This is a genomic window from Streptomyces sp. NBC_01017, from assembly GCF_045162795.1.
GTDB classification, from domain to species: Bacteria; Actinomycetota; Actinomycetes; order Streptomycetales; family Streptomycetaceae; genus Streptomyces; species Streptomyces machairae.
This window is the reverse complement of the sequence record NZ_CP108683.1, coordinates 6,612,473-6,626,478: the sequence shown is the minus strand read 5'-3', so window position 1 is coordinate 6,626,478 and position 14,006 is coordinate 6,612,473. Positions and strand designations below refer to the sequence as shown.

Below are 14,006 nucleotides of genomic sequence, written 5' to 3'. Positions count from 1 at the left end.
CATCGGAACGCGAGATACATGACCGTCAACGACGATGTCCTGCTTGTCCACGGCGGAACCCCGCTGGAGGGCGAGATCCGTGTCCGCGGTGCGAAGAACCTCGTACCGAAGGCCATGGTCGCCGCCCTGCTGGGCAGCGCGCCAAGCCGACTGCGCAACGTACCCGACATCCGTGACGTCCGGGTCGTACGCGGTCTGCTCCAACTGCACGGGGTCACGGTCCGTCCGGGTGAGGAACCGGGCGAGTTGGTGATGGACCCCTCCCACGTGGAGAGCGCGAACGTCGCTGACATCGATGCCCACGCGGGTTCGAGCCGCATCCCGATCCTCCTCTGCGGCCCCCTCCTGCACCGCATCGGGCACGCGTTCATCCCCGGCCTCGGCGGCTGCGACATCGGCGGCCGGCCCATCGACTTCCACTTCGAGGTGCTGCGGCAGTTCGGCGCGACCATCGAGAAGCGGGCGGACGGGCAGTACCTGGAGGCTCCGCAGCGGCTGCGCGGCACGAAGATCCGGCTGCCGTACCCGTCGGTGGGCGCGACCGAGCAGGTGCTGCTGACGGCGGTGCTCGCCGAGGGCGTCACGGAGCTGTCCAACGCGGCCGTGGAGCCCGAGATCGAGGACCTCATCTGCGTTCTGCAGAAGATGGGCGCCATCATCGCGATGGACACCGACCGCACGATCCGCATCACCGGTGTGGACACGCTCGGCGGCTACACCCACCGCGCTCTCCCGGACCGCCTGGAGGCGGCCTCCTGGGCGTCCGCGGCGCTCGCGACCGGGGGCAACATCTACGTCCGTGGCGCCCAGCAGCGCTCGATGATGACGTTCCTCAACACCTACCGGAAGGTGGGCGGTGCCTTCGAGATCGACGACGAGGGCATCCGGTTCTGGCACCCCGGTGGCCAGTTGAAGTCCATCGCCCTGGAGACGGACGTGCACCCCGGCTTCCAGACGGACTGGCAGCAGCCGCTGGTGGTGGCCCTGACCCAGGCGACCGGCCTGTCCATCATCCACGAGACGGTCTACGAGTCCCGGCTCGGCTTCACCTCCGCGCTGAACCAGATGGGCGCCCACATCCAGCTCTACCGCGAGTGCCTCGGCAGCTCCGCCTGCCGCTTCGGCCAGCGCAACTTCCTGCACTCCGCGGTCGTCTCCGGCCCCACCAAGCTCCAGGGCGCCGACCTGGTCATCCCCGACCTGCGCGGCGGCTTCTCGTACCTCATCGCGGCCCTGGCGGCCCAGGGCACGTCCCGGGTCCACGGCATCGACCTCATCAACCGTGGCTACGAGAACTTCATGGAGAAGTTGGTCGAGCTGGGCGCGAAGGTGGAACTGCCGGGCAAGGCCCTCGGCTGACGACGCCTCACGGCTCCGGTCCGCCCGGCGCCGCCCTCGGCCGGGGGTCCGGGGGTCGCCCCCCGGGCAGGCACAGCATGGAGAAGTTGGTCGAGCTCGGCGCGAAGGTGGAACTGCCGGGCAAGGCCCTCGGCTGACACACGTAAGCCGATGGGGCGGCCACCCGAACCGGGTGGCCGCCCCATCGGCGTTACTGCAGCGCCCTATAGGGGGCGCGGGGAACTGCGCGACCAGCCACGGCGGGCCCGCAGTCGCCCACGGCGCCACGCCACAACGGCGCTCGCGCGCCTTACTTACCCTTGGCCGCTTCCTTGAGCTTGGAGCCCGCGGAGACCTTCACGCTGTAGCCGGCCGGGATCTGGATCGGGTCGCCGGTCTGCGGGTTGCGCGCGGTGCGAGCGGCACGGTGGGTGCGCTCGAAGGTCAGGAAGCCAGGGATGGTGACCTTCTCGTCGCCCTTGGCGACAACCTCGCCGACGGTCTCGGCGAACGCGGCCAGCACGGCGTCGGCGTCCTTGCGGGTCACCTCGGCACGGTCGGCCAGCGCGGCCACCAGCTCACTGCGGTTCATGTTGTTACTCCCGTGTTCTTCTTGCTGTTGAGGCGTGCCACGCGGCGTAGCCGCATTGGGCACAGCCAAGCCGATGCTGCCAGGGTCCTCGGACAGTCCCCGGACCCGGGTCCGTCCTCGGACCCTCGCGCCCAGAGACGCATCCTGCCCCTACCTGCGGCGGGAAAGCCAATCCGGCACCCGGAGGAGTCGTGAGAACACCCTTGGGAGTCACACGAAGAGAGGCCTGAGCTTTTCGCGTCACGATAAACGGCAGCAATAGGCCCCAGGTTCCACGACGCGCCGTTACAAGGGCTTGCCGTGGCGATCCTCACAGCCCACACACATTTTTCGGGGCTGTGAGGCAGCGACACCCCGGTGATTACTCGATGATTACTCGACCGAACCCGCCGCGGTGACGGACTTCGCCGCCTCCCGCACCGCACCGGCGACCGCACCCGCGACCTTGTCGTTGAACACGCTCGGGATGATGTAGTTCGGGTTCAGCTCGTCCTCGGTCACCACATCTGCCAGCGCCTTCGCGGCCGCGAGCATCATGTCGGTGTTGACCGTGCGGGACTGCGCGTCCAGCAGACCGCGGAAGACACCCGGGAAGACCAGCACGTTGTTGATCTGGTTCGGGAAGTCGGAGCGGCCCGTGGCCACAACTGCGGCCGTCAGGCGGGCGATTGCCGGGTCGACCTCGGGGTCCGGGTTCGCGAGCGCGAACACGATGGCGTCGTCGGCCATGGCGGCCACGTCGTCGCCGTCGAGCACGTTCGGGGCCGAGACGCCGATGAAGACGTCCGCGCCCCGCACGGCCTCCTTCAGCGTGCCCGTCAGGCCCTCGGGGTTGGTGTTGTCGGCGATCCAGCGCAGCGGGGAGTCCGCGGCGGCCTGGCGCAGGTCCTCGCGCCCGGCGTGCACGACGCCGTGGATGTCGGCGACGACGGCGTTCTTCACGCCTGCCGCGAGCAGCAGCTTCAGGATGGCCGTACCGGCCGCGCCGGCACCGGACATGACGACGCGGATGTTCTCAATCGCCTTGCCCGCGACGCGAAGTGCGTTGGTGAGGGCGGCCAGGACGACGATCGCGGTGCCGTGCTGGTCGTCGTGGAAGACGGGGATGTCGAGGGCCTCGCGCAGCCGCGCCTCGATCTCGAAGCAGCGGGGCGCGGAGATGTCCTCGAGGTTGATGCCGGCGAACCCGGGGGCGATCGCCTTGACGATCTCGACGATCGCGTCGGTGTCCTGGGTGTCGAGGCACAGCGGCCAGGCGTCGATGCCGGCGAACCGCTTGAAGAGGGCCGCCTTGCCCTCCATGACGGGCAGCGCGGCCTTCGGGCCGATGTTGCCCAGGCCCAGCACCGCCGAGCCGTCCGTCACAACCGCAACGGAGTTCCGCTTGATCGTCAGGCGCCGCGCGTCTTCGGGGTTCTCGGCGATCGCCATGCAGACCCGCGCCACGCCCGGCGTGTAGATCATGGACAGGTCGTCACGGTTGCGGATGGGGTGCTTGGACTGCATCTCGATCTTGCCGCCGAGGTGCATCAGGAACGTACGGTCGGAGACCTTGCCCAGGGTGACGCCCTCGATGCCGCGCAGCTGCTCGACGATCTCGTCGGCGTGCGCGGTGGAGGTGGCGGCGATGGTGACGTCGATGCGGAGCTTCTCGTGCCCGGAGGCGGTGACGTCGAGGCCGGTGACCGAGCCTCCGTGGGACTCGACGGCCCCGGTGAGCTGGGAGACCGCGGTTCCGCTCGCGGGCACCTCCAGCCGGACCGTCATCGAGTAGGAGACGCTGGGCGCCGTTGCCATGGCCGACTTCCTCTGCTTTCACCTGAGACGCTGGATGCCGTCCGATCGTCGCACCTACCGCCGAGTAGGAGTTAGCCGGGCTTGGATTGCGAACGTATTGTTCGCCACGCTCTCCCATGAAAAGAGACCCACGTCACTTGCGTGACGTGGGTCTCCAACGTTCATGACACCGACCCGCCATGCTCGCCTCGCGGCAAGTGGTCGCTCGTAGCGACGAAGGTTGGGCCCGGGGGCTTGGATCGAGCCGGTGCCACACCCAGGCTAACAAACCGATCCCGTAGGGCCATTCCCGTACCGGTGGTTCATCCGGATCAATCTCGGAGCAGGTCCGGCACCCCGCTCGTGTCGGGCTCGTCGCGCTCCCCCGACACCACCGTGAGCTGCTGGGTGGCCCGGGTCAGTGCGACGTACAGCACTCGCAGGCCGGCCGGGGACTCGTCGGCGATCTCCGCCGGGGAGACGACGACCGTCGCGTCGTACTCCAGCCCCTTCGCCTCCAGGCTGCCGAGCGCCACGACCCGGTCGCCGAGCCCGGCGAGCCACCTGGCCGCCTCCTCGCGCCGCTGCATCGCGACGACGACGCCGACGGTGCCGTCGACCCGGTCCAGCAGTCGGGCGGCCTCCTCGCGGACCGTCTGCGCGAGGGAGTCCCGTACGACGGTGAAGCGCGGCTCGACGCCGGTCGAACGCACCGCCGACGGTGACGTCGAGCCGGGCATGGCGAGGGCGAGCACCTTCGCCGCCAGCTGGGCGATCTCGGCCGGGTTGCGGTAGTTCACGGTGAGCTGGAAGCGGCGGCGCGGGCGGGTGCCGAGGGCCTCGTCGCGGGCCTCGGCCGCCTCGTCGACGTCGGACCACGAGGACTGGGCCGGGTCGCCGACGACCGTCCAGGTGGCGTGCCGGCCGCGGCGGCCGAGCATGCGCCACTGCATCGGCGTGACGTCCTGGGACTCGTCGACGATGACATGGGCGTACTCGGTGCGCTCGGCCGCCAGCCGCTCGGCGCGCTCGCGCTGCGACTCCTCGCGCACCGGCATCAGCTCCTCCAGCCCGGTGAGCTGGTCGAGCGGGTCCAGGTCGCGCGTCTTCCTCGGGCGGGCCGGGGTGCCGAGGATCGACTGGAGCTCGTCGAGCATGGCGATGTCGTGCACGGAGTACCCGTCCCGCTTCAGCGAGCGGGCGACCTTGCGCACCTCACCGGGGTTGAGGATCCGGCGGGCCCAGCGGCCGAGGCGTCGCTCGTCGGCCATCGCCGTCAGGACCGCCTTCGGGGTCAGCTCCGGCCACCAGGCGTCGACGAAGGCGATGAAGCTGTCCTCCGACATCACGTCCTCGTCGAAGGAGGCGCGCAGCTCGGCGGCGAGCTCCGGGTCGGTGTGCCGGCCGGCGCCGCCCGACTGCGACCACAGGGCGTCGAGCAGCAGCTTGCGGGCGCGCGGGCGCAGCAGGTTCACGGGTGCGGTGCCGCCCAGCGCGGTGCGGCGGATACGTTCCAGCGCGTCGGCCTCCAGCTCCAGCCGGCGCCCGAAGGCGACCACGCGCAGCCGGGTGGGCGGACCGGAGGGGGTCCGCGCCAACTCGTCGGTGTCCGTGTCGTCATCGCCGAAGGCGAGCTGCCCCGTCCGGTTCGCCGCGGTGTTGCCGGCGGCGGGCCGACGAGCATCGGCCCCGCTGCCCGGCCCCAGCTCCAGGGCGCCCCGGGCAGCCTTCCGCAGCACCTTGAGCATGCGGTACGAGCCCTTGGCGCGGGCGGTGGCCGGGGAGTCGTACTGCGTGGCCTCGGCACCGTCGACGAGGGAGCCGATCGCGCGGATGGCGACCTGGCCCTCCTCGCCCAGCGACGGGAGCACGCCCTCGGTGTACGCCACGAGCAGCGGGGTCGGCGAGACGATCAGGATGCCGCCCGCGTACCGGCGCCGGTCCTGGTAGAGCAGGTAGGCGGCGCGGTGCAGGGCGACGGCGGTCTTGCCGGTGCCGGGGCCGCCTTCGACATACGTCACGGAGGCGGCGGGCGCGCGGATGACCAGGTCCTGCTCGGCCTGGATGGACGCCACGATGTCCCGCATGGTGTGGCTGCGGGCCTGGCCGAGGGCGGCCATGAGGGCGCCGTCACCGATGACGGGCAGTTCGTCGCCGCCGAGGAACGCCCTGAGCTCGGGACGCATCAGGTCGTCCTCGACGCTCAGCACCCGGCGCCCCTTGGAGCGGATGACCCGGCGCCGTACGACCCGCCCGGGGTCGACCGGCGTGGAGCGGTAGAAGGGCGCCGCGGCCGGGGCCCGCCAGTCGATGACCAGCGGGGCGTAGTCCTGGTCGAGCACGCCGATGCGGCCGATGTGCAGTGTCTCGGCGATGTCGGCGGTGTTGTCCTCGCGGACCGCGCCCTCGGCCGGCTCGACGGCGGTGTACGCGCCGTCGGGTCCCTTCTTGCCGTCCTTGCCGAGCAGCAGGTCGATACGTCCGAAGAGGAAGTCCTCGAACTCGTTGTTGAGGCGATTGAGGTGGACACCTGCGCGGAAGACCTGTGCGTCCCGCTCGGCGAGCGCACCGGGCGTGCCGACCTGGCCGCGCTGGGCCGCGTCGTTCATGAGGAACTCCGCCTCGTGGATCTTCTCCTCGAGGCGCTGGTACACCCGGTCCAGGTGTACCTGTTCAACGCCGATCTCCCGATCTCTCAAGGAGTCTTCGAGCGCGGTTTCCTGCGGAGCCTGAGCGGCCACCGGGCCCCCTTCTGACGTGCTGGGCAGCCGTCAACCGTACGCGAAGGGGACCCGGAATTGCTACGGCGACTACACGTCGACGTCGACGATCTTCTTTCCGTCGAACGTCATGACCTCGACGTGATCGACGTCGTCGGGGGCCATGGACACTCCGCCGCTGACGTAGAGCGGGTTCCTGGCCTGCTCGGTCTTGGCGTCCGGGATGCCGTAGCCCCACTTCGGGACGGACCAGGAAGCCGCCGTCTCGCGCTCGCCGTCCTTGCTGACGAAGATCATGGAACACTTGAGCGGACCCTTGACGCCCTTGAGCTCAAGGGCCGTCTCGGTGCCCCACGGCTTCTCCGACATGGCGACGGTGGCGCTGGCGCCGGTTGCCGAGTCGGTCCCCGAGACCTTGTTCTCGATACCCGTGAACAGGTCCTTGGCGGGGCTGGCCGCGAGGGTCTGACCGGGGCTGCCGCCGCCGTCCGAGTCGCCGCCGTTCGTCGCCACGGCCACGAACGGACCGCCGACGATCAGCGCCGCCGCCGCGGCCACCATGTAGAAGCTGCGCCGGCGCTTCTGGGCGCGGCGCTCGGCGACCTCGTCGACGAGCTTGTTCACGAGGCGCGGGCTGGGCTTCGCCGACAGGGACTCGCCGATCGCGGGCGAACCGGTACCCGGCAGGTCCGCGAGCGCGGCCAGCATCGGCTCCATCCCGGCGAGTTCGTCCAACTGCTGGGCGCACCATTCGCAGGTCGCGAGATGTGCCTCGAAAGCGGTTGCCTCGGCGTCGTCGAGAATCCCGAGGGCGTAGGCGCCGACGGTCTCGTGTTCGCTCGGAACCGGATGTCCCGTCATGGGTCCAGACATACCCGAACCGCCCATCCCGAATCCCTGGTTTCCCCCGTAAACACTCATCACGCCGTCACCCCCCGCTCCTCCAGAGCCAGCTTCATCGACCGCAGGGCATAGAAGACCCTTGAGCGAACAGTGCCGCTGGGTATGCCCAGCGTCTCGGCCGCCTCATTGACCGTACGCCCCTTGAAGTACGTCTCGACCAGGACTTCCCGGTGGGCGGGCGTCAGGTCGTCGAGTGCGTCCGACAGCGTCATCAGCCACAGCGCCTTGTCGATCTCGTCCTCCGCGGGGATGACCTCCAGCGGCGACGGATCGACCTCCTGCGGCCGGGCCTGCCGACTGCGGTGGCCGTCGATGACGATGCGCCGGGCGACCGTCACCAGCCAGGGGCGTACCGATCCGGTCGCTCGATTGAGCTGTCCGGCGTTCTTCCAGGCACGGATGAGCGTCTCCTGCACAACGTCCTCTGCTCGTTGCCGATCACCGGCGACCAGTCGAAGGACATACGCAAGGAGGGGTCCGGCGTGCTCTCTGTACAGCGCACGCATCAGCTCCTCATCAGGTTCCGAGGGCTGGGACATGCGATGTCGGGCCCTCGATCCACGTTCATTGGCCACGACGGAATCCTTGCGCACGCCCACCTCCGATGTCCGGGGGTTCCCCCAGTCGGTCGCTCGACTACCCGTACGCAAGCGGCGCTTTGAATGTTCAAACCAAGGCGACAGTTTTCTTCGGAGTGACGTGACGAGCGGGACATGGCAGCACATTCCCACCGTGCGATCTTTACATTTCCGTCACAACGGCAAGATCGAAAGGGAGCTTCCCTACGGCCCCGTAGGTAAACGATGTGTAATCGAAATCACTTCGACGGCCGTTTCACAGAAGCCGCATAACGGGCTGTCAGGCTCGGGGGAGTGCCGTGCGGCGACGATGCCTGGCCACTCTTTCGCGGTTCCCGCAGACCTCACTGGAGCACCAGCGCCTCCTGCGCCCCCGGGACGTATCGACATAAACGATCGGACAGTTGTCGCCCTCGCACTCCCGCAGCCCGGCCCGTGCGGCCGGATCGGTGAGCAGTTCCAGGGCGTCCCGCGCGACGGCGCCGAGCAGGGCGGGGCACTCGGGCGGGTGATCCAACTGCCGGACGAGGGCGCCGTCTTCACCCCTGACGGCACGGGGGGCCGGTGGCGCCACGCGGGCGATGTCGTTCACGCGGGCGAGCGCGATGTCGTACGACGGGCTGTCGTACGGCCGGTCGTACGACGTCCGGCGCCCGGGGGCGAGATCGCCGCGGACCAACTGGTCGATACGGCCCCGCAGTTCGCAAAAGCCCGCCAGCCAGGAGGCGTCGGCGTGGGTCAGCGGTGTGCCCGGCGGGGCGAGGCCGGACCCGATGATCCAGGCGCACAACACCTCGACGGAGTCGAACCGTTCCTCGGGGTGCGTGGTCGCGAGGAGATCCAGACAGATCCGCCCGGCGTCGAACCGCAGCTCGAACGCGCCCGTGGCCGTACCCAGTGCCATGTGCCTGTCACCGCCTAGGGGTCACCCCGGTCATGAGGGGTCGGTGAGATGCCGTGAGGAGAGCCGGGAGAACCGTTCCCCCTAACAGTGCCTGCCCGGGGGCGGGGCCGGAACCCCTCGTACCGCCTGCGGGCCTGGACGTCCGCGTATGCGGCTGCGCGTGACGGCCATGTTCGGGATGCGTGCGGGTCCGTTGACTGGAGGGCATGACCACAACACCGAACAGCAAAGTCGTGGGGACCGTACTGGGCGCGGCCACGGTCGCGATGGGCCTGATCGCCGGGGCCTTCTACATCTTCGCCTGCGGGGTGATGCCGGGGTTGGCGCGCAGCGACGACCGGGTGTACGTCGAGGTCATGCGCGACATCAACGACGCGTTCGAGAACCCGGTGTTCTTCCTGAGCTTCTTCGGGGCACTGGTGCTGACGGGCGTATCGGCGTGGCAGGTCCGCGGGACGCCCTACCGGGGGTGGGTATGGGCGGCGGCGACCGCGTACGGGCTGGCCTTCGTGGTCACCGTCCTGTTCAACGTCCCGCTGAACGACAGCCTGAAGGGGGCCGGTGATCCGACCGCCCTGCGGGAGGAGTTCGAGGACCCGTGGCTGGCGTGGAATGTCGTACGGACGGTGCTGTCGACGGTGGCGTTGGGGTGCTTGGGCCGGGCGCTGGTGCTGTACGGCCGGATCACCCGGGTGGCTGCTCAGCACCGGTCAGCTCAATCCAGCCCGTCGGGGGTCTGAGGTCGGGGCCGCACCATCCCGTGGCCCGACTCACCCGCGGCGGGCTCCGCCGCACGGGGCCGGCGAGCACTCTCGGACGCGTCCCGGCACTCCGGCCCGCACCGCCTCACCGCGCGGACGGTCACGTCCCAGCGCCGGTCCAGGCAATGTCAGCCCGTCCGGCGTTTGAGGACGACGCCCGTTCGGGGCCGAAGCGGGGGGCATGGGGGCCGCAGGCCCCCACAGGGGTGACTCCGGCGCCGGGTGCCTCCCTACCCGTCCGCGTACTTCGCGTCCGTCGCCGGGTCCAACGCCAGCCGGTACCCCCGCTTCACCACCGTCTGGATCAGCTTCGGCGCCCCCAGGGCCGTACGGAGCCGGGCCATCGCCGTCTCCACGGCGTGCTCGTCGCGGCCGGCGCCCGGCAGGGCACGCAGCAGCTCCGCGCGGGGCACCACCCAGCCCGGCCGTCGGGACAGGGCCCGCAGCAGGGACATGCCCGCCGGCGGTACGGGGCGCAGCGCCCCGTCGACCAGGACCGCGTGGCCCCGGATCTCCACCCGGTGCCCGGCGATCGGCAGCGACCGGGCCCGCCCGGGCAGCTCCTGGCACAGCAGCTGGACCAGCGGTCCGAGCCGGAAGCGCTCGGGCTGGACCGTGTCGACGCCGAGCGCCTGCAGGGGCAGCGCGGTGACGGGGCCGACGCAGGCCGGCAGGACGTCGTGGTTGAGGGCGGCGAGCAGTTCGGGAAGCAGCCCGCGCTCCTCGGCCCGCGACAGCAGGGACGCCGCGGCCGGGGCGCTGGTGAAGGTGAGGGCGTCCAGGCCCCGGGAGACGCTGGCGTCCAGCAGCCGGTCGACCGGCGCGATGTCCTCCGGCGGCAGCCACCGGTAGACCGGTACCCCGAGCACCTCCGCTCCCCCGGCCCGCAGCGCCTCCACGAAGCCGGGCAGCGGCTCACCGTGCAGCTGGATGGCGACCCGGCGCCCCTCGACGCCCTCCTCCAGCAGCCGGTCCAGCACCTCGGCCATGGACTCGCTGGACGGCGACCACTCCTCCGTCAGCCCGGCGGCCCGTACCGCGCCCTTGACCTTGGGGCCGCGCGCGAGCAGCTCGACGCCGCGCAGCCGTTCCAGCAGGTCCTCGCCCAGGCCCCAGCCGTCGGCGGCCTCGATCCAGCCGCGGAAGCCGATCGCGGTGGTGGCGATCACGACGTCCGGCGTCCGCTGGATGATCTCCTTGGTGGCGGCGAGCAGTTCGCTGTCGTCGGCCAGCGGCACGATGCGCAGGGCAGGGGCGTGCAGTACGGCGCCGCCACGCCGCTGCAGCAACGCCCCGAGCTCGTCGGCGCGGCGCGCGGCGGTGACGCCCACGGTGAATCCCGCGAGGGGCCCGTGTTCGGGTTGCTGCTGTTCGTCGTACATAACTCTCGTCCCGCACTCGAGTTGTGATGCCTGCACCAGGGTCTCCCACCGGGGTCGGCGGGAGCGGCTCCTGATCTTGTGGCTCCAGATCTCCTGACTCCTGGTCGTCTGGCTCCCGATCGCGCCCTTGGCGGTTACACCTGTATGCCGAGCGAGCCTGTCAACGGTGCGTGACAGGCTCGGTTCGACTTGATGTCGGTGGTGTTACGTCACACCTCGGCGTAGCTGAGCTGCGGCTTTGCGTCGGTCGCAGGTGCCGTGTCGGTCTGCGCGGCGGCCGGGCGGCGAAGGTATACGGCCCAGGTGACCGCGAAACAGAGGCCGTAGAAGGCGAGGAAGGCGACGAAGGCGCCGGTGCCGGAGCCCACGGTGAGGAACGACTGGCGGAAGGCGAGGTTGATGCCGAGTCCGCCGAGTGCGCCCACCGCGCCGATGAGCCCCATGGAGGCACCGGAGAGCCTGCGGCCGTAGGCGGCGGCCTCCTCGCCTTCGAGCCCCTTGGCGAGGGCCTTCGCGTGGAAGATGCCGGGGATCATCTTGAACGTCGAGCCGTTGCCGAGGCCGCTGAGCACGAACAGGGCGATGAACGCGGTGGTGAACAGCGGCAGCGACTTCTGCATCGAGGCCACGACGACGACAGCGGTCGCGGCGGCCATACCGACGTAGTTCCACAGCGTGATCTTCGCGCCGCCGTACCGGTCGGCGAGCCAGCCGCCCACGGGCCGGATCAGGGAGCCGAGCAGCGGGCCGATGAAGGTGACGTAGGCGGCCTGGAGCGGTGTACGGCCGAACTGCGTCTGGAGCACCAGCCCGAAGGCGAAGGAGTATCCGATGAACGACCCGAAGGTGCCGATGTAGAGGAACGACATGATCCAGGTGTGGGCGTCCTTCGCGGCGTCCTTGGCCGCACCGGTGTCGTTCTTGACGGACGAGATGCTGTCCATCTTCAGCCACGCGAGGACGGCGGCGACCACGATGAACGGGATGTAGATCCCGAGCAGCAGGCGCGGCCCGCCGCTGGCGCCGATGACCGCGAGCCCGACGAGCTGCACGACGGGCACGCCGATGTTGCCGCCGCCGGCGTTCAGGCCGAGCGCCCACCCCTTCTTACGGAGCGGGAAGAAGGCGTTGATGTTGGTCATGCTGGAGGCGAAGTTCCCGCCGCCGATGCCGGCCAGCATCGCGCACAGCAGGAAGGTCGTGAACGACGTTCCCGGCTCCATCACGGCGAACGCGGCGACCGTCGGCACGAGCAGCAGGCTCGCCGAGACGACCGTCCACATCCGGCCACCGAAGACGGCGACGGCGAAGGTGTACGGGACGCGGACGATGGCGCCGACCAGCGTGGCCATCGAGACGATCGTGAACTTGTCCGCGGGGGTGAGCCCGTACTCCGGCCCCATGAACAGCACCATCACCGACCACAGGGTCCAGATCGAGAACCCGATGTGCTCGGAGAGGACGGAGAAGAACAGATTCCGTCGGGCGACCTTCTCTCCGGTCTCGTTCCAGAAGGCCTCGTCCTCGGGATCCCAGTGATCGATCCAGCGGCCTCCCCTGCTCGAGGCGGGGGCTGTACTCGGGGCTGTCATGACGCCTCCACGGTTCCTTCGGGGCTCGGTCGCTCTCGATTGCTCTGCGAGTGGCTGATCCCGAAGGTAGGGAGGGCTCGTTTCGGGGCTGTGGCATCGGGTGACCGGAAAGGAACTTTGCTCTCACCTGGTGGGGTGGGGGGCTGAGAGGTGCCGCCGGTCGGTCGCTGTACGGCGACAGCAGGACGGCCCCCGGCATCAGCGCCGGGGGCCGCGTCACGTCGAGCCGGCGAGGCTCGGAGGATCAGGTGCGGTACGCGTAGTACAGAGCGTTCGGGTACGACGCGATGATGCTCGCCACCGACCTGCTGTAGGTGTTGGTGGAGTGGTACGTCAGATACGGCACGCCGCGGTTGCGGGACGTGACGATCATGGTGTGGTCCTTCGAGCCGTCCTTGTCGAAGTCGAGCTGGAGGACATCGCCGACGTCCAGCTGGTAGACGTTCGCGAGGCTGGTCGTCCGCTTCGAGTTCTGGGCGAACCAGGACCACTCGTTGACGCCGATGAACGAGTGCGACTGGATGTCGGCGTTGCCGAACCACTTGGTGTAGTCGTACACGTAGCCGGGAGCGTGCTTCCAGCCGCCCGCCTTCAGGGACTGGCTGACGAAGTTGGTGCAGTCGCCGCCCGCGCCCTGGCCGTTGAAGTTCGGGTAGGCCGGGTTGTAGTTGGACCAGTACTGCTTGGCGTAGGTGGCCATGGCCGGGTAGTCCAGACCGGACGCGGTGAAGTTCTTCGGGTTTGCCGGGCCGGGGTACGAGGTCGATGCCTTGGGCGCCGACGGCGTGGTGCCGGCGACCTTAGCGGTCATGGGTTCGACGACCGGCCTGGCCGTCTGGTTGACCGCGAGGTCGCCCTCGTCGGTCGCGCGGATTCCGGTCAGCTGCCAGTCGCCCCGCCGGTCGGCGGCTGAACGTCAGCTCGTGGTGGGCCTGGAACCCGGTGGTCCCCGGCTCGCTGCCGCGGACCTTCTCGTAGGTGAGGGTGGTGGTCTCGGTGACCGCGACCTTGGCCTTGCGGCCCTTCACGCTGGTGGCGTCCAGGCTGACGGTGGTGCTGCCCTTGCTGTACTTCTCACCCAGCTTGGCGAGCTTGTCCTTGCGCTGGTCCAGCGCGGACAGTGCGGCGTCCTCGCCGCGGGCCGTACCGGCGGACATCCGGACGTCACCGGAGAAGCCGTCGGTCAGCGGCTTGTCCCGGTTGCCCTGCCGGCCGTCGACCAGCGCGTCCGTACGGTCGGTGAAGACCGCGTCCGCCAGCCGCTGGAAGGTGGCCTTGGTCCGGGCGTCCACCGTGGGGTCGTCGACGACCGCGGCGCCCGCGCTCCAGTTGGGCAGCATCGCCGCTCCGGCGACGACCGAGGCGGCCGCCGCGCCGAGTATGGTGGCGCGTCGCCGCGTACGGCTCAATTTCCTTGTCTTCACTGATGGTTCCCCTCTTGTCCCGGCGGACGGATGCCG

General features: G+C 69.8%; 10 protein-coding genes and 1 pseudogene. 2 read left to right on the top strand and 9 right to left on the bottom strand.

Translation table 11 applies throughout. From position 1 onward, the window contains the following. The first annotated feature begins 18 nt into the window (after nucleotides 1-18). Complete coding sequence (gene murA / locus OG331_RS30360) at nucleotides 19-1,359, top strand: UDP-N-acetylglucosamine 1-carboxyvinyltransferase (RefSeq protein WP_406202043.1); 1,341 nt, start codon at nucleotides 19-21, stop codon at nucleotides 1,357-1,359. Nucleotides 1,360-1,648: 289 nt separating this feature from the next. Here the strand turns inward: murA and OG331_RS30355 are convergent, their stop codons facing one another. The 6 genes from OG331_RS30355 to OG331_RS30330 form a co-directional block, all read right to left on the bottom strand. Further along, complete coding sequence (locus tag OG331_RS30355) at nucleotides 1,649-1,930, bottom strand: HU family DNA-binding protein (RefSeq protein WP_007498188.1); 282 nt, start codon at nucleotides 1,928-1,930, stop codon at nucleotides 1,649-1,651. Nucleotides 1,931-2,302: 372 nt separating this feature from the next. After that, nucleotides 2,303-3,727 carry an NAD-dependent malic enzyme gene (locus OG331_RS30350; protein ID WP_406202039.1) on the bottom strand — a complete coding sequence of 475 codons (1,425 nt, stop codon included), beginning with the start codon at nucleotides 3,725-3,727 and terminating at the stop codon, nucleotides 2,303-2,305. Nucleotides 3,728-4,038: 311 nt separating this feature from the next. Then, nucleotides 4,039-6,447 (bottom strand): HelD family protein, encoded by a 2,409-nt coding sequence (locus OG331_RS30345; RefSeq protein WP_406202036.1) that lies wholly within the window; start codon nucleotides 6,445-6,447, stop codon nucleotides 4,039-4,041. A gap of 69 nt (nucleotides 6,448-6,516) precedes the next feature. Beyond that, nucleotides 6,517-7,347 carry an anti-sigma factor family protein gene (locus OG331_RS30340; RefSeq protein WP_406202034.1) on the bottom strand — a complete coding sequence of 277 codons (831 nt, stop codon included), beginning with the start codon at nucleotides 7,345-7,347 and terminating at the stop codon, nucleotides 6,517-6,519. Beyond that, nucleotides 7,347-7,868, bottom strand: coding sequence for a sigma-70 family RNA polymerase sigma factor (locus OG331_RS30335; protein ID WP_010039908.1), 522 nt, complete (start codon nucleotides 7,866-7,868; stop codon nucleotides 7,347-7,349). The genes OG331_RS30340 and OG331_RS30335 overlap by 1 nt, the downstream gene beginning before the upstream one ends. A 319-nt stretch (nucleotides 7,869-8,187) precedes the next feature. After that, complete coding sequence (locus OG331_RS30330; RefSeq protein WP_406202032.1) at nucleotides 8,188-8,811, bottom strand: CGNR zinc finger domain-containing protein; 624 nt, start codon at nucleotides 8,809-8,811, stop codon at nucleotides 8,188-8,190. 206 nt (nucleotides 8,812-9,017) lie between these two features. Here OG331_RS30330 and OG331_RS30325 point away from each other — a divergent pair, with 206 nt between their 5' ends. Next, nucleotides 9,018-9,551: an anthrone oxygenase family protein gene (locus tag OG331_RS30325; protein WP_391402724.1), complete on the top strand. Its 534-nt coding sequence runs from the start codon at nucleotides 9,018-9,020 to the stop codon at nucleotides 9,549-9,551. A 251-nt stretch (nucleotides 9,552-9,802) separates the two neighbouring features. On the opposite strand, the gene OG331_RS30320 is transcribed toward OG331_RS30325, so the two are convergent. From OG331_RS30320 to OG331_RS30310, 3 genes and pseudogenes are all read right to left on the bottom strand, one after another. Further along, nucleotides 9,803-10,954, bottom strand: a complete 1,152-nt coding sequence (locus OG331_RS30320; protein ID WP_406202029.1) for a uroporphyrinogen-III synthase — start codon at nucleotides 10,952-10,954, stop codon at nucleotides 9,803-9,805. 209 nt (nucleotides 10,955-11,163) lie between these two features. Next, a complete protein-coding gene (locus OG331_RS30315; RefSeq protein WP_406202027.1) occupies nucleotides 11,164-12,546 on the bottom strand; it encodes a nitrate/nitrite transporter in 1,383 nt (460 codons plus the stop codon). Between the two features lie 244 nt (nucleotides 12,547-12,790). After that, nucleotides 12,791-13,970 (bottom strand): annotated as a pseudogene (locus OG331_RS30310) (amidase domain-containing protein). Nucleotides 13,971-14,006 lie beyond the last annotated feature (36 nt).